Raw genomic sequence first — 22023 nt, 5'->3', positions numbered from 1 at the left:
AATGTTCCCGCCAACGGCCCGCTGCGCTCGCCGACCATGGGTCGGCGCTACCGCTTTTCTTCTTTTTTTTACGCGGCTGGCAGTCAGGGAACCCGTCGGGGCGTCGGGCGGCGGGGCTGGGGGGGGGCGTTGAGCGCCATGGATGGCGCGAAACGAGGCCCGCATGGATGCAGCCCTTGCCGTCCCCCGACCAGCCCCACCGCACGGCGCCAACCCGCCAGCGTGCCGCAGGCAGCCACCCGCGAGGGGGCTCAGGCCGTTCGACCATCCTCTTTCCGCACCCGGAACCACGCCGCATACAGCGCCGGCAGGAACACCAGCGTCAGCACCGTACCCACGATCAACCCGCCCATGATCGAAATCGCCATCGACCCATAGAACGCACTGCGCGACAACGGGATCATCGCCAGTACCGCCGCCAGCGCGGTCAGCACGATCGGACGGAAGCGGCGCACCGTCGCATCCAGGATCGCGTCCCAGCGGTCATGCCCGGCATCGATGTCCTGCTGGATCTGGTCGATCAGGATCACCGAATTGCGCATGATCATGCCGGCCAGCGCGATCGTGCCCAGCAGCGCGACGAACCCGAACGGCGAACGGAACAGCAGCAGGAACAAGGTCGCGCCGATGATCCCCAGCGGTGCGGTGACCAGCACCATCGCCGTGCGCGAGAAGCTGCGCAGCTGCAGCATCAGCAGGGTCGCCACCACCACCAGGAACAGCGGCATGCCGGCCTTGATCGAATCCTGCCCGCGGGCGGAATCCTCCACCGTGCCGCCGGTTTCCAGCAGGTAGCCGCTGGGCAGCTGCGCACGGATGCCCTCGAGCGTCGGCAGCAGCTGCTGCACCACGTCCAGTGGCTGCATGCCATCGCCGATATCGGCGCGCACGGTCACCGTCGGCAGCCGGTCGCGGTGCCAGATGATGCCATCTTCGAAACCATGCTCCAGCGTGGCCACCTGGGACATGCTGATGCTGCCACCGGAAGGGGTGGGCATCTGCAGGCTGCCGAGCAGCTCCAGGCTCAACCGCTCATCGCCCGCACCACGCACCAGCATCTCGATCTGCCGGTTGCCTTCGCGATACACGCTTACCGCTTCGCCAGCCAGCGAACTGGCCAGGAACTGACTGACCTGTGCACTGCTCACGCCGAGCGCGCGCGCACGGTCCTGGTCGATCACCAGCCGCACCACCTTGCTCGGTTCGCTCCAGTCCAGGTTGACGTTGATGGTGTGCGGATTGGCACGAACCTTCTCTTCCACCTGCCGGGCCAGTGCCTGCACCTGCGCGATGTGCTCGCCGGAGATGCGGAACTGCACCGGGTAGCCCACCGGTGGTCCGTTCTCCAGCCGGGTCACGCGCATCTGCACGTCCGGGAAGGTGGGCAGCACCTCGCGTTGCAGCCAGTCGCGCACGCTTTCACGGGCATGGGTGTCGTTGGCCAGCACCACGAACTGGGCGAAGTTGGTCGCCGGCAGTTGCTGGTCCAGCGGCAGGTAGAAGCGCGGTGACCCGGTGCCCACGTAGGCCACGTAGTTGCGGATGCCTTCGCGGCCGTCCAGCAGCTTCTCCAGTTTGGCCACCTGGCCACGGGTCGCGTTCAACGACGCGCCCTCGGCCAGTTCGATGTCCACCATCAGCTCCGGCCGCGTGGAGTCCGGGAAGAACTGCTGCGGCACGAAACGGAACAGCAGCAGCGAGCCGATGAACAACAGGACGGTCGCGGCGATCACCCACCAGCGATGGCGCAGGCAGCCTTCGAGGAAGCGCCGGAAACGCACGTAGAACGGACGCTGGTACGGGTCGTGGTCGTGCCCGTGCGCCGGCGGCGCGAGCAGGTTGGCCAGTGCCGGGAAGCGGTCCGCCCACGCCTGCCGCCGCGCATGCCAGCGGCCCAGCAGGCTGCCCGGCTTCGGCGGCTGGCGGTTGTACAGGTCCGGCAGCATCTTGTCGCCGAGGTAGGGAATGAACAGCACCGCTGCGATCCAGGACACCACCAGCGCGATGGTCACCACCTGGAACAACGACCGCGTGTACTCACCGGTGCTGGAGGCGGCAGTGGCGATCGGCAGGAAGCCGGCCGCGGTGATCAGGGTGCCGGTCAGCATCGGGAATGCGGTGGATTCCCAGGCGAAGCTGGCCGCACGCAGGCGGTCGTAGCCCTGCTCCATCTTGGTGGCCATCATCTCCACCGCGATGATCGCATCATCCACCAGCAGGCCCAGCGCCAGCACCAGCGCACCGAGCGAAATCTTGTGCAGGCCGATGCCGAAGTAGTGCATGACGAAGAAGGTCATCGCCAGCACCAGCGGAATGGTCACCCCGACCACCAGCCCGGTGCGCAGGCCCAGCGAGAAGAAGCTCACCAGCAGCACGATCACCACCGCTTCGGCCAGTACCTGGACGAACTCGCCGACGGATTCTTCCACTGCCTGCGGCTGGTCGGACACCTTGCGCAGCTGCATGCCGGCCGGCAGCGTCTTCTGCAGGCGTTCGAACTCCGCATCCAGGTGCGTGCCCAGCGCCAGGATGTCACCGCCGTCCTTCATCGCCACCGCCAGGCCGATCGCATCCTCGCCCATGAAGCGCATCTTCGGCGAAGCCGGATCGGCGAAACCACGGTGGACCTCGGCGATGTCGCCCAGGTGCACGGTGCGCTCGCCGACGCGTATCGGGAAGGCACGGATGTCGTCGATGCTGTTGAACTGGCCACTGACCCGCAGCTGCACGCGGTCGCTGCCGGTTTCCAGGAAACTGGTATTGGCCACCGCGTTCTGCTCGGCCACCGCCTGCTGGACCTGCTGCCGCGAAATGCGCAGCGAGGTCAGCTTCGTGTTGGACAATTCGATGAAGACCTTCTCATCCTGCAGGCCGACCAGCTCGACCTTGCCCACGTCCTGCACCCGCTGCAGCTCCAGCTGGATGCGATCGGCGTAATCGCGCATCAGTGCGTAATCGAAACCCTTGCCGGTCAGCGCGTAGATGTTGCCGAAGGTATCGCCGAATTCATCGTTGAAGAACGGCCCGACGATCTCGCGCGGCAGCGTGGCCTGGATGTCGCCGACCCGCTTGCGCACCTGGTACCAGAGGTCCGGGATCTGCCGGGAACGCAGGTCGTCGCGCGCCACGAAGATGACCTGCGATTCGCCCGGCCGCGAATAGGAGCGGATGAACTCGAACTCGCCGGTGTTCATCAGCGCCTTCTCGATCGGCTCGCTGACCTGTCGCGACACCTGTTCGGCCGTGGCCCCCGGCCACATCGTGCGCACCACCATGATCTTGAAAGTGAAAGGAGGATCCTCGGACTGCCCCAGGTGCTTGTAGGACCACGCCCCGATCAGCGCGAAGGCGAGCATGGCGAACAACACCAGGGGACGGTTGGCCAGCGCCCACTCGGAAAGATTGAAGCGACGCACCGGCTTACTCCCCCGCCTTGGTGGCGGCCGCCGCCGGCTTCAGCACCGGGCGGTTCTGCCGGTCCACCGCGGTCACCCGCTGGCCTGCGCGCAGCAGGTGGCCACCGGCAGCGACCACCCAGTCACTCGCCGTGACGCCACTCATTACCGGCACGGTATCGCTGCCATAGGCGCCGGCGGTCACCGGCACCGCCTTCAGCCGCGCGGTGGTCGGGTCCACCACCCACACGCTGGCGCGGTCGTCGGCACCGCGCTGCAGGGCGGACAGGGGCAGCTGCACCGCGGCTTTTCCGTTGCCGCCCGCCAGGCCATGCACGCGCGCGCTCTGCCCGAGGCTGACATCGGCCAGCGCATCGGCGGCCAGGCTGACCCGCGCAGCGAAGGTCCGCGACTGCGGATCGGCAGCGGCGGCGACCTCACGGATCGTCCCCGGCAGCATCGGCCCACCGCGACTCCACGGTTCCACCTGCACCGCCGTACCGACCGGGAAATCGCGCAGCATCGCTTCGGGCAGATCGATCCGCACCTCGCGGCCATCGTCGGCGGCCAACGTGAACAACGTCTGCCCGGCGGCCACCACCTGGCCGGCTTCGGCATCGGGCTCGCGGCTGGCAATCACCCCGTCGGCCGGCGCGCGCAACTGCGCATAGCCGGCCTGGTTGCCCAGTACGTCGGCGTTGGCGCGCGCAGCGTCCACCTGGCCCTGCGCCGCCTTGAACGCGGCGGCCTGCTGGTCCAGTGCCGAGCGGCTGATCAACTGCTGCGCGGCCAGCGTTTCATAGCGTTTGTGGTCGTCACGGGCGCGGACCAGTTCGGCCTGCGCGGCCGCCAGCTGTGCCTGCGACGCCCGTGCCTGCAGGGCGAAGTCGGCCGGGTCCAGCTCGGCCAGCAGTTGTCCCTTGACCACCCGCTGGCCCGCATCCACGTCCCGCCGCAGCAGCTTGCCGGCAACCCGGAAGGACAGCGCGCTCTCCTGCCGCGCCCGGACTTCGCCGGGGAACACCATGGCGCCGTCACCGGCCGCGACCAGCGGATGCACCACCAGCACCGGCACCGCGGCGACCGGCGCTTCCGGCTTGTCGGAACAGGCAGCCAGCGCGGCCACTCCCAGTGCAATTCCCATCCAGCGCACGCTCTTCATCGGTGTTCGTCCTGATTACGCATTCGAGTGGTGGCAGCTGCGCGGGAGCGCGGCGCCGGGCGGTTTAGTGAACCCGGCGGTATAGTATAAATATCGAACCGCTTGGTCTACTATTACGCGGATGATGTGTCCCTTCTCCCGCAAGAATGCGCCCAAACCTGCCAGCAAGGCCGCAGGTCCGGGCCGCCCCAAGGACCTCGGCAAGCGTGCCGCCATCCTGGAAGCGGCCAAGGCGCTGTTCGTGGAGCAGGGATACACCGGCGTCAGCATGGATGCCATCGCCGCCCAGGCGGGGGTGTCCAAGCTCACCGTGTACAGCCATTTCGGCGACAAGGAATCGCTGTTCACCGAAGCGGTCAAGTCCAAGTGTGTGGAAATGCTGCCGGACACCCTGTTCGTGGCCGATGCCGAAGGCCCTCTGCGCGACCAGTTGCTGGGCATCGGCGAGGCCTTTTTCGAGCTGGTCACCTCCGATGCGGCCGTATCGGTGCAGCGCGTGATGATGGCCCCGGAAACCGATGACCGCCTGCGCGAGATGTTCTGGCAGGCCGGTCCCAAGCGCACCACCGAGGCGCTGGCCGAATTCCTGCGCGCCCGTGCAGCGCGCGGCGAACTGGACATCCAGGACTTCCCCACCGCGGCACTGCAGCTGATGACCCTGGTCAAGGGCGAACTGCATACGCACATGATGTGTGGGCTGCAGCCACCGTTGGCGGCCGGGGATGCCGGCCGGCACGTGGCCGCCAGCGTGGATTTCTTCCTGCGCGCCTACGTCCCCCGCCCGGCCCAGGCGGGCCCGCGCGGTGGCTGATCCCCACAACCTGAACAAGCCGGAGGTCGCGATGACTTCCGGCACTGCGACCTACGCCGCCCTGAATACATGCTCCGGGTGCGCCGACGGCCTCCGGCACCGGTAAAATGGCCGGCCCACTGCGCTGGATTGGAACCTCATGACGATTGACTACGCACACGCCCGTGAACTGATGGTGGAACAGCAGATCCGTCCCTGGGACGTGCTGGACATCAAGGTGCTCGACGTCCTGGCGCGCCTCCCGCGCGAAGCCTTCGTGGCAGAGGCGCACCGCGCGCTGGCCTATGCGGACATCGAGCTGCCGCTCAGCGGCGGGCAGAAGATGATGAAGCCGGTCGTCGAAGGCCGCACCCTGCAGGCGCTGGACCTGCAGCCGGGTGACGAAGTGCTGGAAATCGGCACCGGCAGCGGTTACCTGTCGGCCTGCCTCGGCGCACTGGCGCGCGAAGTGCTCAGCCTGGAGATCGATCCGGAGCTGGCCGCCACCGCGCGTGCACGCCTGGACAGCACCGGCCTGGGCACCAACGTGCGCGTGGACGTGGCCGATGCCCTGGCCTGGCAGACCGACCGCCGTTTTGATGTGATCTGTGTCACTGGCGCCGTTGACCGCGTGCCGTCACAGTTCGCCTCGTGGCTGCGTCCGGGTGGTCGCCTGTACATCATCCATGGCCGTTCGCCGGTGATGGAAGCGATCCTGGTCAAGGCCGATGGCAGCACCGAATCGCTGTTCGAAACCGATATCGATTACCTGCGCGGTGCCGCGCCGGCCCCCCAGTTCCACCTCTGAGTCCAAGGAAGCCGCAATGATCCGCCGAACCCTCGCTATTGCGCTGGCCACCGTCCTGCTGCCGCTGTCCGCCCATGCCGCCGACCTGCTGCAGGTCTATGAAATGGCCCGCAATGGCGACCCGCAGCTGTCCGCTGCCGAATCCACCCGGCTGTTCGACAAGGAAGGCGCCGTGCAGGCACGCGCCGCCCTGCTGCCGCAGATCAACGGCGTCGCCTCGTTGAACCGCTCGCGCACCGAAGACCGCGGCAACAATACCGGTACCTTCGAAAGCCGCCGCCGTACCTACACCATCGATGGCAGCCAGACGCTGTTCAACTGGAGCCAGTTCAGCACCCTGCGCGCCCAGCGCGAACTGAGCAGGGCAGCGGACTTCACCCTCGATTCGGCCAACGACGACCTGATCGTGCGCACCTCGGCCGCCTACTTCAACGTGCTGGTGGCGATCGAATCGCTGAACGCCGCCAAGACCAACGAAGAAGCCGCCAAGAAGCAGTTCGACTTCGCCGACAAGCGCCTGGAAGTGGGCCTGGCGCCGATCACCGACGTGCATGAAGCCCGCGCCCAGTACGACCAGGCACGCGCCAACACCATCGTCTCGCAGAACACCCTGGCCGACGCCTACCAGGCGCTGACCGAACTGACCGGCCAGCCGGTGACCAACCTGCGCGGCCTGCCGGAAGACTTCCGCCCGGAAGTGCCGGCCAACCGCGGCAACGTCGACCAGCTGGTGCAGAGCGCGGTCGCGCAGAACCCGGCGCTGAAGGCGCAGGAACTGCAGGTCAGCGCATCCGAAGCCAGCGTGCAGTCGGCACGTGCCGGCCACCTGCCCACGCTCGCCCTCGGCGCCAGCGTCGGCCAGGGCGCAACCTGGGGCGACAGCACCGGTGCCGGTGGCCTGAGCCCGGATACCCGCACCAACAGCGTCGGGCTGACCTTGAACGTGCCGATCTTCTCCGGCGGCGCCACCCAGTCCGCCGTGCGCCAGGCGCTGGCCCAGCGTGACATCGCGCAGGATGGCTACGAGCAGCAGAAGCGTGCACTGGACCGCAACACCCGCAACGCCTACCAGACCCTGGTGGCGGGTATCAGCGAGGTGGAAGCGCGTCGCCTGGCGGTGGTCTCCGCGCAGAGCGCCTACGACGCCCTCGCAGGTCGGCCTGGAAGTGGGTACCCGCACCGTGCTGGACGTGATCCAGAACCAGCGGATCCTGTTCTCCGCACAGCTGGATTACGCCAACGCGCGGTACACCTTCCTGCAGAACCGACTGCTGCTGAGCCAGGCCGTGGGCGCGCTGGACATCGCCGAGCTGCAGGAGATCAACCGCCTGCTGACCGTCGACGCCGGCAACCCGAGCACCACGGTCAACAACTGACCGCAGCCCGGTGTGACGACGAAAAGCCACCCGCATGCGGGTGGCTTTTTTTGTAGTGACGGCCGCTGGCCGTCAATCGGTTGGACCGCTGGCCGTCAACGGGCTCCGCTTACCACCCCATGTTCACCGCCACCTGCGGCACGACTACCGCGCTGCTGTTGCGGCCGGCCAGCGACACCTGCGCGCCTGCGACGAGCGCGACATGGTCGTTCCAGTGGTACTGGATCGCCGGAACGATCGAGAACCGCCAACTGGCCGGATCGCGTCGGTACATATCCTGGCTGCCCGTCGCCGTCACCACCCTGCCGTGCACGCTGCCAGCGCCTTCGCGCTCGTGCAGCAGCTCACCGGCCAGCACCCAGGTGGGCGACAGGCTGTACTCGGCCGCCAGCAGGCTGGTCACGGCCGCACCCAGCCGCACCCTGCCATCGAAGCCCACCGGCGTGCCGAACGCGCTTTGCCCGCGCACGCCGGCATTGGCGCCGGGCGTGCGCCACAACGTACTGGCGCGCATCCGCAGGTGCCCGTCAAGGAAGTAGGCCTGGCCGTGCAGGCCGAGGCTGGTGGCGCCCACCCCGGTTCCGCTGGCGACCGAGATCGGCCTTTCTTCCAGCCGGTCGTGATGCCCGGTGGCGATGCTCTGGCGGACGGCGAGGGTCAGCGTCGGACGATGCACGCCCTCTCCTTTGTACAGCCCGAACAGCGCGGACAACGTGGTGTCGCCGATATCGAAGGCGCGCCGGTTGCCGTCGTCCCGGTTGTAGGACGCGTTCAAGCTGGCGGCGATGGTCACGCGCTCATGCAGCCCGTACTGGATCGGCACGGCTAGGTACCAGCCGTCCGGTCCACTGGCATCGCGACGGTCGCCATTTTCGTCATACAGGCCACGCAGCTGGCTGTTGATCAGATAGGGCTCGATGTTGAGCATGCCCACCGGCAGCGGTGGTGCGGGGCTGAGCAGCGGGCCCGCGAAGCGCGGCCCCTCGGCGGCGGCCACCTGGCTGGCCAGCGCGGCGGCCAGCATCACCACGCCCGCCGCAGTGGCACGGCGTGCAGTGACGTGATTGGACATCATTCTTCTCTCCTCGATGCAGGCACGCGCCTGCCCTGACGACGCTAGGCCGACTCCCACTACACGGACATGCGGGAAGTTGAGGAGATGAAAACTTGAAAGCTATCGAAAGTTCTCAATAGGAACAGGCAGCCTATTGGAAGCAGCGCGCGCTGCGCCGAACGCCATGCAACCAGCGTCGTTTTTACCTCGCCTGGAGGTGAGAGCAGCGCGTGTCGCCGACGCGGAAGCGTGCCGCCGCGCACGAAACGAAGCGCACGCGCCGCATCCTGCTTGACGCACCGGATCGCGGCCAACACCATGCGCCCACTTCATCGCCCCGGAGGCCCCTGCTTGGACAGTCACAGTAGATTCTGCTTTTACTGAGCGGACCCGACACTGCCAGGCAGGTCGCGTCCGCCAGGACGGGGCCCGGTGCCGCCCGCCGTGGGTGGCCTGAACTTCGAACATCGCACTGTTTACCTTCGGCCCAAGTGGGAGCCGCTGGCGTATCCGTCCATCGGAGAACGACCATGCGCTTCACCTTCCTTCGCCTTGCCCCGCTGTGGGCAACCCTCTCTGCCAGCAGCCCGCTGCATGCCGCCGCCAGCCTGCTGGTGGACGACGCCGGTACCACCCCGCAGGGGACGTGCCAGCTTGAAAGCTGGAGCCGCCACGCTGCCAGCCACCTGGAGCTGACCGCCGTGCCCGCGTGCACACTGGCCGGCACCGAGCTGTCGCTGGGCGTGAGCCATCTGCGTGGCGAAGGCACCCTGCCTTGGGCGCTGGGGGCCAAGCGCGCGCTGCGTCACTGGCACGAGGAACGCCTGCAGCTGGCCGCATCCATCGAAACCGCTGGCGATCTCCGGCAGGCGGCTGCACGCAGCTGGGCGCTGAATCTTCCGCTGAGCGTTGCACTGGGCCGACAGTCCCTGTCCGCCGCGCATTTCAATGCCGGCTGGAGCCGTTCACGCCACGAACGCGGCATCACCCTGGGGGCCGGTATCGATATCCGGATCGCCCCGACATGGTCGCTGCTGGCCGAACAGGCGCGCGACGCGGCCCGCCACCGCAGCAGCCAGCTGGGCGTCCGTCGTCACCTGCCCGGCGAGGCATCGCTGGATCTGCTGGCCGGTCGCGCTGACGGCCGGACCGCGACGTCGTGGATCACCGTCGGCCTGAACCTGCCGCTGTCGCGCTGAGCGTCTTCCCGGCGCGCGCCACCCCTGCATTGCCCTTTCTCCAACCCAACCAAAGGAATCATCACGATGAACCGTGAAGAGCTGATATTCGCCGTGCGCCGCTTTGCCCATGCACCCGACCGCGAAGGCTTCGCAGCGCTGGTCCGCGCATCGCATCCCTCCGACCTCGCCGAGGTCCTGCTGGGCACCTCCGCCGCGTCGCTGTCGTCGCTGTTGCTGCTGCTGGATCCGCAGCAGCGGGCCGACCTGTTCGCCCATCTTGCCTTCCCGCAGCAGGATGCACTGCTGGCGCTGCTGCCCCGGCAGACCGTCTACGACCTGTTCGAGAGGATGCCCGCGGATGATCGGGCGGATCTGTTCAATCGCCTCGACACGCGGTCACGACCGGACCTGCTGGCCGGCTTGGATGGCGTGGAGCGCGAGGACATCGTCGCCCTCGCGGCCTACCCCGAAGCGTCGATCGGCTCGGTCACCACCTCCGACTTCGTCGCGCTCGACAGCACCATGACCGTCGCGCAGGCGCTCGCGCACATCCGCACCCTCGCCCCCAGCAGCGAGACGATCTACGCCCTGTACGTCCTGGATGGCCAGCGCCGGCTGCAGGGCACGCTGTCGCTGCGCGACCTGGTGGTCGCCCTGGCCGACACCACGGTGGCCAGCCTGGTGCGACCGGACCCGGTCTTCGTGCAGGCCGCGTGGCCGCGCCTGCGTGCCGCCGAGCTGATCCGCCGCTATGACCTGCTGGCCGTACCGGTGCTGGATGCCAATCAGGCGATGATCGGCATCGTCACCGTCGATGATGCGATGGACATCGACAAGCAGCAGGATGCCGACCAGCTGGCACGCTTCGGCGGTACGTCGGTGGCCGGCGGCAGCGACCTGGACATGATGACCACGCCGCTCCGGCGCATGTTCAATGTGCGCGTGTTCTGGCTGGCGGTGCTGACCTTCTTCGGCATCATCACCAGTACCTTCGTCGCCGCGCAGGAGGAACTGCTGAGCCAGGCGATCGTGCTGGCGGCCTTCATCGCACCGATCGTGGACATGGGCGGCAATACCGGCAGCCAGTCGGCCACGCTGGTCATCCGCAGCATGGCGCTGGGCGAGCTGGGGCTCAACTGGCGGCATGTCCTGTTCGTCATCAAGCGTGAGCTGCCGGTGGCGGCGATGCTGGGCATCGCCATCGCGCTGCTGGAAGCGGTGCTTGCCTGGTTCAGCAAAGGCGTGGGCATCGACGTGCTGCTGGTGGTCGGCCTGAGCATGCTGGTCTGCACCGCACTGGGCGGGGTCGTCGGTGCGCTGTTGCCGTTCCTTGCGCGTCGCATGGGCACCGATCCGGCGACCCTGTCTTCGCCGCTGATCACCTCGGTGATGGACCTCGTCGGTGTGTTCGTCTACTTCGGCTTCGCCTGGGCCCTGCTGGGCGAACAGCTGGTCGGCGCGAGCACCTGAGCCGTATGCACGCAGCATGCAGTGCGGCGCATCCCTCCGATGCGCCGCATTCCACCTGCTGCTTCAGAATCCGATGTTGATCGCGACCTGTGGCGCGACCAGCGCGGCCGCGTTGCGTCCCCTCACGCCGACCTGCAGTCCCGCGATCAACCCGACCCGGTCGCTGAAGTGGTACTGCACGGCCGGCAGCACGGACAGCCGCCACGACGACGCCGCTTCGCGACGTTCGGCGTTGCCCTGGCTGTCGTGGCCGCGCAGCGTCGAACCACCGGCCTGTTCGTAAAGCACTTCACCCACCAGCGTCCAGCGGGGGGCCACGCTGTACTCCGCCGATGCCGTGGCCCCCGCCCCGTGGCCGAGCCGGATGCGCCCGCCGAACCCGGTGTCGGTGCCGTACACGCTGCGCCCCTGCAGGCGTGCGCTTGCCCCCGGCAGGGTCCAGTCGACGCTGGCGCGCGTGCGCAGCCGTCCCTCGAGCAGGTAGGCCTGGCCATGCAGCACCAGCGTGGTGGAAGCCGCGCCAGTACCACTGCCCGGCGCGTCGCGCCGTTCCAGTCGGTCGTGGCGGCCAGTGGGAAGTCGCTGCCGTGCGGTCAGCGCAAGGCGCGCCCGGTTCGGCCCGCCGGCATCGATCAACCCGAACGATGCCGCCACCGTGGTATCGCCGGTGGCAAACGCGCGGCTGCTTCCGGGCAGCCGGTTGTACTGTCCGCGCAGGGTGCCGCCGATGCTGAGCCGGTCGGTCACCCCGTACTGGATCGGGACGGAGGTGGTCAACTGTATCGGCGCCGGGCTGCGCCGGCGATGGCCATCGCCATCGAAACGCGACGCCGACCGGTTGAAGATGACGTAGGGTTCGATGTTGAAGGCGCCCTTCGCCAACGGTGGCGCCGGCGTCGCCAAGGGACCGATGAAATGCGGAGCGTTCTGCAGTCCTTCCGCGTGCGCGCAGGCGGCCATCGACAACAACGTGCCGATGACAAGGCGCACCCCACTGCGGTGGCGTGGCAGGAAAAAACGAAACACGATGGCGTTCTCCACGAAAGGCAGGCAGATGCCTGTTCGTGGACGCTAGGACACCGCTGCGGGTCGCCCTATCGGTTGAATCTGAAAAGAAGCCGGCGCGGCCGATACGTCGCCGCGACGATCGCGATCGCGTCAGCAGTCGGCGGATGCAGCACTGGAGAGCGGCGGCGGCAACTGCGGTTGCACCAGGGCGATCGTGCGTTTCAAGGCACCTCTGCCATTGCTGACCAGCGCGCAGCCTGCGCGCGCCATGTCTTCACGCGCCTGCGCGTCGGACAGCAGGTGCTGCAGGTGCTCGCCGACCGACTGCACGTCCTGGCCGATCAGCAGCGCATCGGCCTCGAGCATGCGGCGCGAGATCTCGGCGAAGTTATGCAGGTGCGGACCGGTGACGGCCGCGGTTCCCATGGCTGCAGGCTCCAGCAGGTTATGCCCGCCGATCGCCTGCAGGCTGCCCCCCACGAACGCAACCTGGGCGCACGCATAGAAGGACATCAGCTCTCCCAGCGTATCGATCACGAACACATCGCTGTCGGCCTGCGGCCACTGCTGCGCACGTCGGGTGGCGACCTGCCAGCCCTGCTCGCGGGCGAGCGCATCGACCCGGGCGAAGCGTTCCGGGTGGCGCGGCGCCCACAGCAGCAACAGCTGCGGATGCTGCACGCGCAGGCGCCGGTGCAGGTCGATGATCGCCTGCTCTTCGCCTTCGTGCGTGCTGGCGGCGATCCACACCGGTCGCTTTGCCGGCACGCTGCGATGGAACTGCTCGACGAAGGCCTGCACGTTGGGCGCGGCGATGTCGAACTTCAGGTTGCCCAGCGCCTGCACCTGCGCCGGATCGGCGCCAAGCTGGATGAAGCGCGCGGCGTCGTCTTCGGACTGCGCTGCCACGCAGGTGACGGTGCGCAGTGCGCGCCGGATCAATGCCGCAAGCAGGCGATAGCCACGCAGCGAACGCGCCGACAACCGCGCATTGAGGATGTACACCGGGATCGAGCGGCTGCGGCAACCGAACAGCATGTTCGGCCACAGCTCGGTCTCCAGGATCAAGGCCAGGCTGGGTTGGAAATGGTTGAGGAAGCGCCCCACGCTGCCCGGCACGTCATACGGCAGGTAGACGTGGTCCACCGCATCGCCCCAGATCGCGCGCACCCGCTCCGAGCCGGTCGGGGTGATCGTGGTGACCACCCAGCGGATGTCCGGCCGCAGCGCGCGCAGTGCATTGACCAGCGGCGCGGCGGCGTTCACCTCGCCGACCGATACCGCATGCAGCCAGACACGCGGCTGGCAGCTCGAATCCGGGTAGGAGGCGTAGCGCTCGTCCCAGCGCTGGAAGTATTCCCGCACCCGGAAACCGCGCCAGACCAGGTGGTACACCGTGATGGGCAGCAGCAGGTAGAGCACGGCCGAATACAGGCCGCGCAGGATCCATTCGACGGGGTCTTTGCGCATGCGGGAAGGATACGGGAGGGCCCGGTGAAAGACACGCGGCCCGCCCACGGGGCCCGCCCACGGGGCCTTGGTAGAATGGCGGCATGTCCGATGCCACCACCGCCCCCCGTCCTTCGCTGCGCGATCCGCGCAACTGGCCCATGTTCGCCGTGATGTTCGGCGCCTTCGCCATCGCCCGGCTGCCGTGGATGCTGCAGCGCGCGCTGGGGCGCGGCGTCGGCTGGGTCAGCTGGCGGCTGGCGGGCAGCCGGCGCAGGGCAGCGGAGGTCAACCTCACGCTGTGCTTCCCGGAGAAGGACGATGCGTGGCGGCAACGCCTGCTGCGCGACAGCTTCGATGCACTCGGCGTAGGCATTTTCGAGTTCGCCCGCGCCTGGTGGGGCAGCATCGCCACGATCCGCCCGCGCGTGCACGTGGAAGGCGTGGAGCACCTGCACAAGCTGAAGGCCGAAGGACGTGGCGTGCTGCTGGTTTCAGGCCATTTCATGACCCTGGAGATGTGCGGGCGCCTGCTGTGCGACCACGTCGAGCTGGCCGGCATGTACCGCAAGCACCGCAATCCGGTCTACGAATGGGCGGTGAAGTTCGGCCGGCTGCGTTACGCCACGGCGATGTTCGCCAACGAAGACATCCGCGCCAGCGTGCGGCACCTGAAGAAAGGCGGTTTCCTGTGGTACGCGCCGGACCAGGACATGCGCGGCAAGGACACCGTGTTCGTGCCCTTCTTCGGGCACACCGCCGCCACCATCACCGCCACCCACCAGCTGGCCCGCATGACCGGCTGCGCGGTGGTGCCGTACTTCCATCGCCGCGAAGGCGGCGACTATTACCTGAAAGTTGGCGCACCGCTGGACAACTTCCCGACCCAGGACGTGGAAGCCGATACCGCACGGGTCAACCAGGCCATCGAACAGATGGTGCGCGAGGCCCCGGACCAGTACCTCTGGATCCACCGCCGCTTCAAGCGCCAGCCCGGTGGCCGCAGTTCCTATTACGAGTGAAGAACGGTTCGCGTGCTGCGTTGATCGATTCATAGGTTGAGGCGGGGAAGGATCCTGCGCGGGACACGCCGCAAGTACGTCCATGTAGGCTGCGTCGCCGCATCCATGCGGCTCAGCGTCCCGCGCAGCACCCTCCCCCGCCTCCGGACACTAAACTTGTCCCGCGGAATTGGGTCGGAAAAGAGCAAAAGCAGAAGCCGCCGACCATGGGCATGCCGGGCATCCTGCGGGCCGTCGCAAGCGACGTTGGCAGCAGCTCCTGCCGCTGCCTGCGGCGCTACCGTTTCATCTTTCGTGGCGGGCGGCCACCGGAATCTCTCGGGGCGACGCCAACACCTGGAACGCCGCCAGGAGCACCGACAGCGAAGCGCTTTCAGTCGTTGGAACCCGGCTCATCCCGTGCCAGCAGGCTGCCCGCGAACAACGCGGCCAGCAGCACCGTGACCCCACCCCAGAACGTGGAGTGGAACGCCAAGTGGGTATTCAATGGAAACACCGTGACCGCCAGCGCCAGCATCGCCGGACGCGCGCGATCGCGCGCCGCCGGCGGCGCGAAACGCCACGCCCGCCACGCCTGCGCCGCCGCCGCCAGCCACAGCAGCAGGCCGATCACCCCGGTTTCCGCCAGGATTTCCAGCACGATCTGGTGCGCATGCAGCGCCGGTCCCGCGCCCCAGACACCGGTGCTTCCGGCGGCCGGGTCACAGTCGGGGTAGGCGTCGCGGAAGCCGCGCGCGCCCACGCCGTTGATCGGATGGGCCTGGATCATGCAGCCCGCTGCGGACCAGATCCGGCCACGGCCGGACAGCGCCTGCTCCACGCCATCGTCGTTGCCTTCCCAGGCCTGCGCGGTGCGGACCACCCGGTCACGCAGCTGCGGCACGCTGTAGGCAAGGCCTGCGGCCACCACCAGCCCGAACATCGCCAGCAGCAGCAGCTGGCGCCCCCCGAACAGGCGCCATCCGCTGTAGGCCACCACCAGCGCGAAGGTGATCCACGAGGCGCGTGAACCGGCCAGCAGCAGCACCACGCCGACCGCCATCGTGGCCACCATCCAGCCGGTCCGACCGAACCGCGTGGCGGCCGGCAGCAGCAGGAAGGCGGACAGGCTGGCCAGCACCTGGCCGAATTTGAGATTGCACGGACCCAGCGCGCCGCTGAGCCGGTCGGCCAGCGCGGCCTCTTCCGGGCTGCACAACGGGCGCTGGCTGGCGAGCTGCTTGAGCTGGTCCAGCGACCAGAACCATGGGCTGGTACCGGCGAGCGCCTGCACCAGTGCATCCACGGTCCACGCCGCAGTGATCAGCGCCAGGCCGCCCAGGGTCAGGGCGCGGCGCCGCGGCGTCGCCACCGCGATCGCCACCAGCCACATGAAAGGCAGATAGCGCAGCCCGGCAGCGGTCTTGGTCCAGGCCGCGGCAGGGTCCACCGCGTCCAGTGCGGACAGCGCCTGCGGCAGCCAGAAGCCCAGGAACAGGATGCTGGTCAGCGCCCAGGCGGCCGGGCTGAGCAGGCGCGGCTGGCCCTGCAGGCGGCGGGTGACCATGCGTACCGCAGCATAGATCGCCCCCAGCGCCAGCACGCCTTCGGCGATGCCCGGCAACGGCCACAATGCGACGAAAGCCAGCACCACCCACGGCGCCCAGCGACCCGCGCGATCATCGATCACGGCAGGAATGGGGTCAGCCGGCAAGGTCGGCATACAGGCGGAGCGTGTCGCGTTGCATGGCCTGCAGGGTAAACGGGATACGCGCCGGCAGCGACGGGGCAGCGGCCAGCAGGGCCAGGGCGCGTTCACCCAGTGCCTGCATGTCGCCCAGGGCGACGGCGCCGCCGGGCTGCAGCTGGCGCAGCAGTTCGCCCACGCCACCGTGGTCCCACCCCAGCACCGGGCGGCCTACCGCAAGGGCCTCGACCACGGTGCGCCCAAACGCTTCGGGCTTGTCGGACAGCTGCAGGACCAGGTCGCTGGCCGCGTAGGCCTGGGCGATCTTCGAGGTCGGGGCGCTGATATGCAGGGCATCGCCGACTCCCAGCGCCCGCGCCTGCTGGCGCAGCTCCTGTACGTAGACTTCGCGTCCGGGTTCCTCGGTGCCCAGCATCCACAGCTGGGCCATCACCCCGGCCGCATGCAGGCGGGCCAGCAGCTGCAGAGCGTGGGTGTGGCCCTTCAGCCGGGTACCGCGGCCAGGCAGCAGCAGCAACGGAGCGGTCACTGCGGCCAGCCAGGGATGGTCCTTTGCCAGCGCCAGCCGGGGGCGTCTGTCGTGGCTGCCGACACGGGGGAACTGCGCCGTGTCCACCCCGCGCGGGATCACCTGCAGGCGCTGCGCCGGCACCGCGGGATAGTGCTGCTGGACGAAGTCGCGGACCGTTTCCGACACGCAGATCACGCGCTCGCCGGTGGTCATGACCGCGCTGTAGCGACCCGGCGAATTCAGTCCATGCACGGTGGTCACCCAGTGCGGGCGCTGCGGGGCAGGCAGGGCGCGCACCGCATGCAGGCCCAGCCAGGCCGGCAGCCGCGAGCGCGCATGCACGATGTCCGCACCGACCTCGGCGAACAGCCGGCGCAGGGTGGGCATGTGGCGCAGGGTCAGCAGCGACTTGCGGCCGATATCCAGCGTGAGGTGTTCGGCACCGCTGGCCAGCAGCGGCTCGACCAGCCGCCCGCCGGCAGACACCACCAGAGCACGGTGGCCGGCCTGGACCAGTGCCGCGGCGATTTCCAGCGTAGAGCGCTCGACACCGCCGGAGTGCAGCGCCGGCAGCAACTGCACCACGGTCAATCGGCGCATCAGGTCAGGCGCCCGATCAGTCGGCCAGCACGAAGACGGCGCCGCAATAGGCGCACTTGGCTTCGCCGTTGGGTTCGTCTTCGATCGGCAGGTACACGCGCGGATGCGAGTTCCACAGCGCCATCTCCGGCGTCGGGCAGCTCAGCGGCAGGTCGCCGCGGTGCACGGTGTAACGCTTTTCGGCGTTGGCGGGAGCGGTGGCGGTATGGCTCATGGCGGGCGTCGTGAAAGGGATTGCGAGGGCTGGGATTCTAGCATCCGGCGCAGCGCCGGGGCTGGACCGGGACTGCGGGCAAGGGAATCGCCGCGGTCTTTTTGGATCGTTCCATATGGCGCGCCGCAGCAATCGAGCAAACAGGCATCGCGCCGATTTGGATCGAACCAAATGCACTTGTCAGCGCCAACATGCGTGTTGCAGGATGGTCCGCGTTGCTCTGGGAGGAGACCGCAATGCCCCGTAATGCGTCTGACCGTGCGCGCCGCGCGCCGCTGTGCCTCGCGCTGGCCTTGGCCATGCTTCCCGCCGCCCATGCGGCTGCGCTGTCGACCTCGTTCGAAGCCGGCCAGCCGATGCCCCCCGCAGGCGCTGGCGGCCCGTTGAGCCTGCGCGTGGGCCCCGGCCCGGCCGACCCGTACGCAGCCAAGGCGGGTGTGGGATACAGCGGCCAGCGCGCCCTGCAGTACCGCAGCAGCGGCGGCACTGCCCGGCAGGTCCTGCTGGCCACCGACCAGCAGATCGATGCGGACACCACGCTGAGCTGGATGGTCCTGCCGGAGATCGTCGACGGCGACACCGCCGCGTCCACCCATGTCTCGCTGGACCTGCTGCTCGATGATGGCCAACGCGTATCAGCCAGCGCGGCGCGAGACCAGCACGGGGTCGCACTGGGCGCCACCGCGCAGGGGGATTCGAAGACGCTGTATCCGCAGCAATGGGCGCGCAAGGCCGTGCGCCTGGGCGAGGTGCCCGGATTGCGCGGTCGCCGCGTGGTGGCCATCGAACTGGAAGTGGCCAGCGCAGCCGGCGCGCCGGTGTCGGGCTGGATCGACGATGTACGGCTGGAGGCGACGCCGTCGGTCGTGCCGGCGCGGCCGTCCGACTGGGTGCTCACCACGCGCGGCACCCAGTCCAACGGGCGCTTCTCGCGTGGCAACAACTACCCCGCCACGGCACTGCCGCATGGCTTCAACTTCTGGACGCCGGTGACCGACGCCGGCGTGCTGAACTGGCTGTACCGCTGGAACGAGCACAACGACGCCGACAACCGCCCGCGCCTGCAGGCGTTGTCGCTCAGCCACCAGCCGAGCCCGTGGATGGGTGACCGGCAGACCTTCCAGGTGATGCCCTCGGCCAGCCGCGGCGTGCCCGAAGCCGACCGCGCCAAGCGCGCGCTGGCGTTCTCGCACGACCAGGAAAACGCACGCCCGTACCGCTACGACGTGCGTTTCGACAACGGCATCGCGGCCTCCATCGCCCCGACCGACCATGCCGCCCTGTTCCGCTTCCAGTTCCCGGCCACCGGCGATGCCAACCTGCTGTTCGATAATGTCGATGCGCGCGGCGGGCTGACCCTGGACGCTGCCAGCCAGACGCTCTCCGGCTACACCGACGTGCGCAGCGGCCTGTCCAACGGCGCCACCCGCATGTACGTGGTGGCGGGTTTCGACCGTCCGTGGCGCAGCAGCGGCACGCTCGATACCGGACGCCCCACCGGCTACATCAAGTTCGATCCGGGCAGCGATCGCCAGGTCAACATGCGCATCGCCACCTCGTTGATCTCGGTGGAACAGGCACGCCAAAACCTCGCCCTGGAACTGAGCGCCGACGACACCCTGGAGCGCGTCGCCGCACGCGCGCAGGATGCATGGGACGCACGGCTGGGCGCCTTCGACATCGGCGACGCCAGCGAGGACCAGAAGACCACGCTGTATTCAAACCTCTACCGCCTGTACCTGTTCCCCAATTCCGGCCACGAGAATGTCGGTACCGCGCAGGCGCCGGAGTGGCGCTACGCCAGCCAGGCCAGCGCGGCCGAGGACAACACCGATGGCAGCGCGGTGCGCAGCTTCGCACCGGTGCGCGACGGCAAGGTGTACGTCAACAACGGCTTCTGGGACACCTTCCGCACCACCTGGCCGGCCTATGCGTTGTTCCGCGCCGATGATGCCGGCGCCTTGGTGCAGGGCTTCCTTGAACAGTACAAGGCGGGCGGCTGGGTCGCACGCTGGTCCTCGCCGGGCTACGCCGACCTGATGGTCGGCACCAGCTCGGACGTAGCCTTCGCCGATGCCTGGCTGAAGGGCGTGCGCGGCTTCGACGTGGACACCGCGTACGACGCAGCGCTGCGCAATGCCACGGTGGTGCCGCCGGATCGGCATGTCGGCCGCAAGGGCATGGACCGTTCCACGTTCACCGGCTTTGCCAGCGCCGACGTGCACGAAGGGATGTCGTGGACGATGGAAGGCGCGCTCAACGATTTCGGCATCGCCAACATGGCGACACGGCTCGCCAGCGACGCCGGCTCGAGCGCCGAGCGTGAGCGCTATGCCACTGAAGCGGACTACTTCGGCCATCGTGCGGCGGCCTATTCAACGATGTTCGACCCGGCCGCGGGCTTCTTCCAGGGCCGGCGCGAAGATGGCAGCTGGCGGGTGGACGCCAAGGACTACGACGCACGCGTCTGGGGCCATGACTACACCGAATCCAATGGCTGGACCTTCGCCTTCACCGCCGCCCACGATGGTGAAGGACTGGCAGCGCTGTATGGTGGGCGCGAGGCGCTCGCCGCCAAGCTGGATGCGTTCTTCGCCACCCCGGAAACCGCGGATCCGGCCTTTGCCGGTTCCTACGGCGGGCTGATCCATGAAATGACCGAAGCCCGCGATGTGCGCATGGGCATGTACGCACACAGCAACCAGCCCTCGCACCACATCCCGTGGATGTACCTGTACACCGGCCAGCCATGGAAGACCCAGAAGCATGTGCGCGAGATCCTGGCGCGCCTGTACGTGGGCAGCGAGATCGGACAGGGCTACCCCGGTGACGAGGACAACGGCGAGACTTCGGCCTGGTATGTGTTCGCTTCGCTGGGCCTGTATCCGCTGCGGATGGGCGCACCGGAATATGCGATCGGCTCGCCATTGTTCCGGCACGCCAGAGTCACCCTGCAGGACGGCGCGGTGCTGACGGTGAACGCGGCGGACAACTCCCCCACCAACGTGTACGTGCAGTCGTTGAAGGTCAACGGCAAGCCATGGACGAAGACCTGGCTGCCGCACGAGGTCATCGCCGCCGGCGCCACGCTGGACTTCCAGATGGGTCCGCAACCCTCGCGCTGGGGCACCGGCGAAGGCGATGTGCTGCCGTCGCTGACCGCACGCGGCGAGCGCCCTGCCCTGCTGCATGACCTGCTGGCCAAGGGCGCGCAGGCGCGGCTGGAAGACGGCCGCGCGCTGGACGCGCTGGTCGACGACAACGCCACGACCGCCGCGCCGCTGGGCGCGAAGGCAACGGTGGTGTTCAGCGGCGTCGCCGCCGGCGCCCCCACGATGTACACCCTGACCAGCGGCGAGAACAGCATCCGCGGCGGCGCATGGACGCTGGAAGCACGTACCGCCGGTGGTCGCTGGTCCACGCTGGATACGCGCACGTCCGAAGACTTCGCCTGGGCCCGCCAGACCCGCCCGTTCCGCATCGCCAAGCCGGGCCGCTACGCCGAGTACCGGCTGCGCATCGCCGCACCCGGACGCATGCAGCTGGCAGAAGTGGAGCTGCTGGCCAAGGAGTCGACACCATGAGCCGTGCCGCGCGCTACCTGCGGCCGGCCACACTGGCGGCGCTGGCCCTGCTTGCTCCAGCAGCAGCATGTGCGTTTGAATCCACGCAGCAGCAGGGCGGCGTGACCCTGCGCTACCAGGACGCCCGCGATGCGCTGCCGGAGGCGATGCGCGAGCGGATCATCGGCACGTTCTTCAAGGCCTATCTGCCGCAGCGCGCCGACTTCCATCCGAACGCACCGAGCCAGGCCGCCATCGTGATCGATCCGGCGTACGACGGCATCGCCTTTGTCGGCGAGAAGGCCAAGGCGGCCACCATCACCCTCAATCCGGCGTGGCTGGACAAGCACCCGGGCGACACCGACCTGGTGACCCATGAGGCGATGCACATCGTGCAGGGCTACCCCGAGTACGCCAATGAACGCGTCCCGGGCTGGCTGGTGGAAGGCATCGCCGACTACGCGCGTGACCGCTATGGCGTGGACAACGCCGCCGCCGGCTGGGCGTTGCCGCTCACGGTGCAGGACGGGCAGAATTTCGATACCGGCTACCGGGTCACCGGCGCGTTCCTGAAGTGGAGCGAGGCCGCCTATCCGGGACTGGTAAAGACACTGGATGGCGCCCTGCGCAGCGGCCGCTACACCCCGGCGCTGTGGCAACAACACACCGGCCAGCCCCTGCCCGCCCTGTGGGCCGCCTACGCCAAAGCACGACAAGACCGGTAGCGCCCGCC

At 68.4% G+C, this 22023-nt stretch carries 15 protein-coding genes and 1 pseudogene; 8 read left to right on the top strand and 8 right to left on the bottom strand.

All coding sequences use genetic code 11. The features are described 5' to 3' along the window. Positions 1-251 precede the first annotated feature (251 nt). Positions 252-3416 carry an efflux RND transporter permease subunit gene (locus QE373_RS03445; protein ID WP_309683653.1) on the bottom strand — a complete coding sequence of 1055 codons (3165 nt, stop codon included), beginning with the start codon at positions 3414-3416 and terminating at the stop codon, positions 252-254. Between the two features lie 4 nt (positions 3417-3420). Further along, positions 3421-4557 carry an efflux RND transporter periplasmic adaptor subunit gene (locus QE373_RS03440; RefSeq protein WP_309683644.1) on the bottom strand — a complete coding sequence of 379 codons (1137 nt, stop codon included), beginning with the start codon at positions 4555-4557 and terminating at the stop codon, positions 3421-3423. A 121-nt stretch (positions 4558-4678) separates the two neighbouring features. Here QE373_RS03440 and QE373_RS03435 point away from each other — a divergent pair, with 121 nt between their 5' ends. The 3 genes and pseudogenes from QE373_RS03435 (at position 4679) to QE373_RS03425 (ending at position 7531) form a co-directional block, all read left to right on the top strand. Then, complete coding sequence (locus QE373_RS03435; RefSeq protein ID WP_057508031.1) at positions 4679-5368, top strand: TetR/AcrR family transcriptional regulator; 690 nt, start codon at positions 4679-4681, stop codon at positions 5366-5368. Positions 5369-5507: 139 nt separating this feature from the next. Then, on the top strand, positions 5508-6155 hold the full coding sequence (locus QE373_RS03430) for a protein-L-isoaspartate O-methyltransferase (RefSeq protein ID WP_123698975.1): 648 nt from the start codon (positions 5508-5510) through the stop codon (positions 6153-6155). A 16-nt stretch (positions 6156-6171) separates the two neighbouring features. After that, positions 6172-7531 (top strand): annotated as a pseudogene (locus QE373_RS03425) (TolC family outer membrane protein). 109 nt (positions 7532-7640) lie between these two features. On the opposite strand, the gene QE373_RS03420 reads toward QE373_RS03425, so the two are convergent. Beyond that, on the bottom strand, positions 7641-8606 hold the full coding sequence (locus tag QE373_RS03420; RefSeq protein WP_309683640.1) for a hypothetical protein: 966 nt from the start codon (positions 8604-8606) through the stop codon (positions 7641-7643). Between the two features lie 509 nt (positions 8607-9115). On the opposite strand from QE373_RS03420, the gene QE373_RS03415 reads away from it, so the two are divergent. Then, entirely contained in the window at positions 9116-9784 is a 669-nt protein-coding gene (locus tag QE373_RS03415) for a hypothetical protein (RefSeq protein WP_309683638.1), read from the top strand. A gap of 66 nt (positions 9785-9850) precedes the next feature. Further along, on the top strand, positions 9851-11236 hold the full coding sequence (gene mgtE, locus QE373_RS03410) for a magnesium transporter (protein WP_309683636.1): 1386 nt from the start codon (positions 9851-9853) through the stop codon (positions 11234-11236). Between the two features lie 63 nt (positions 11237-11299). Here mgtE and QE373_RS03405 read toward each other — a convergent pair whose 3' ends face one another. Next, entirely contained in the window at positions 11300-12262 is a 963-nt protein-coding gene (locus QE373_RS03405; protein ID WP_309683634.1) for a hypothetical protein, read from the bottom strand. Between the two features lie 132 nt (positions 12263-12394). Then, positions 12395-13714 (bottom strand): lipid IV(A) 3-deoxy-D-manno-octulosonic acid transferase, encoded by a 1320-nt coding sequence (gene waaA / locus QE373_RS03400; protein WP_309683632.1) that lies wholly within the window; start codon positions 13712-13714, stop codon positions 12395-12397. Positions 13715-13797: 83 nt separating this feature from the next. Between waaA and QE373_RS03395 the strand changes: the two genes are divergently transcribed. After that, positions 13798-14715, top strand: coding sequence for an LpxL/LpxP family Kdo(2)-lipid IV(A) lauroyl/palmitoleoyl acyltransferase (locus QE373_RS03395; RefSeq protein ID WP_309683630.1), 918 nt, complete (start codon positions 13798-13800; stop codon positions 14713-14715). A gap of 373 nt (positions 14716-15088) precedes the next feature. Here QE373_RS03395 and QE373_RS03390 read toward each other — a convergent pair whose 3' ends face one another. The 3 genes from QE373_RS03390 to QE373_RS03380 are packed head-to-tail and all read right to left on the bottom strand — an operon-like array spanning position 15089 to position 17727. After that, positions 15089-16417, bottom strand: a complete 1329-nt coding sequence (locus QE373_RS03390) for an O-antigen ligase family protein (RefSeq protein ID WP_309683628.1) — start codon at positions 16415-16417, stop codon at positions 15089-15091. Next, entirely contained in the window at positions 16398-17513 is a 1116-nt protein-coding gene (locus QE373_RS03385; RefSeq protein WP_309683625.1) for a glycosyltransferase, read from the bottom strand. The genes QE373_RS03390 and QE373_RS03385 overlap by 20 nt, the downstream gene beginning before the upstream one ends. Positions 17514-17529: 16 nt before the next feature. Further along, complete coding sequence (locus QE373_RS03380; RefSeq protein WP_042614687.1) at positions 17530-17727, bottom strand: zinc-finger domain-containing protein; 198 nt, start codon at positions 17725-17727, stop codon at positions 17530-17532. A 299-nt stretch (positions 17728-18026) separates the two neighbouring features. On the opposite strand from QE373_RS03380, the gene QE373_RS03375 reads away from it, so the two are divergent. Together QE373_RS03375 and QE373_RS03370 are read left to right on the top strand one after the other, a co-directional pair. Continuing rightward, on the top strand, positions 18027-21311 hold the full coding sequence (locus QE373_RS03375) for a GH92 family glycosyl hydrolase (RefSeq protein WP_309689531.1): 3285 nt from the start codon (positions 18027-18029) through the stop codon (positions 21309-21311). Continuing rightward, the gene (locus tag QE373_RS03370; RefSeq protein WP_309683621.1) at positions 21308-22015 is read left to right on the top strand and encodes a basic secretory protein-like protein; all 708 of its coding nucleotides are present in this window, start codon (positions 21308-21310) and stop codon (positions 22013-22015) included. The genes QE373_RS03375 and QE373_RS03370 overlap by 4 nt, the downstream gene beginning before the upstream one ends. Positions 22016-22023: the final 8 nt, after the last annotated feature.

Source organism: Stenotrophomonas sp. SORGH_AS_0321 (genome assembly GCF_031453215.1).
In the GTDB taxonomy this organism is placed as follows: Bacteria; Pseudomonadota; Gammaproteobacteria; order Xanthomonadales; family Xanthomonadaceae; genus Stenotrophomonas; species Stenotrophomonas chelatiphaga.
The sequence above is the reverse complement of the archived record's forward strand: the minus strand, read 5'-3'. Positions and strand labels throughout refer to the sequence as shown.

Coding starts and splice junctions, on each gene's coding strand:
- QE373_RS03440 (WP_309683644.1), bottom strand. CDS start 4,557: ATGAAGAGCGTGCGCTGGATGGGAATTGCACTGGGAGTGGCCGCGCTG.
- QE373_RS03435 (WP_057508031.1), top strand. CDS start 4,679: ATGATGTGTCCCTTCTCCCGCAAGAATGCGCCCAAACCTGCCAGCAAG.
- QE373_RS03430 (WP_123698975.1), top strand. CDS start 5,508: ATGACGATTGACTACGCACACGCCCGTGAACTGATGGTGGAACAGCAG.
- QE373_RS03420 (WP_309683640.1), bottom strand. CDS start 8,606: ATGATGTCCAATCACGTCACTGCACGCCGTGCCACTGCGGCGGGCGTG.
- QE373_RS03415 (WP_309683638.1), top strand. CDS start 9,116: ATGCGCTTCACCTTCCTTCGCCTTGCCCCGCTGTGGGCAACCCTCTCT.
- mgtE (WP_309683636.1), top strand. CDS start 9,851: ATGAACCGTGAAGAGCTGATATTCGCCGTGCGCCGCTTTGCCCATGCA.
- waaA (WP_309683632.1), bottom strand. CDS start 13,714: ATGCGCAAAGACCCCGTCGAATGGATCCTGCGCGGCCTGTATTCGGCC.
- QE373_RS03395 (WP_309683630.1), top strand. CDS start 13,798: ATGTCCGATGCCACCACCGCCCCCCGTCCTTCGCTGCGCGATCCGCGC.
- QE373_RS03390 (WP_309683628.1), bottom strand. CDS start 16,417: ATGCCGACCTTGCCGGCTGACCCCATTCCTGCCGTGATCGATGATCGC.
- QE373_RS03385 (WP_309683625.1), bottom strand. CDS start 17,513: ATGCGCCGATTGACCGTGGTGCAGTTGCTGCCGGCGCTGCACTCCGGC.
- QE373_RS03380 (WP_042614687.1), bottom strand. CDS start 17,727: ATGAGCCATACCGCCACCGCTCCCGCCAACGCCGAAAAGCGTTACACC.
- QE373_RS03375 (WP_309689531.1), top strand. CDS start 18,027: ATGCTTCCCGCCGCCCATGCGGCTGCGCTGTCGACCTCGTTCGAAGCC.
- QE373_RS03370 (WP_309683621.1), top strand. CDS start 21,308: ATGAGCCGTGCCGCGCGCTACCTGCGGCCGGCCACACTGGCGGCGCTG.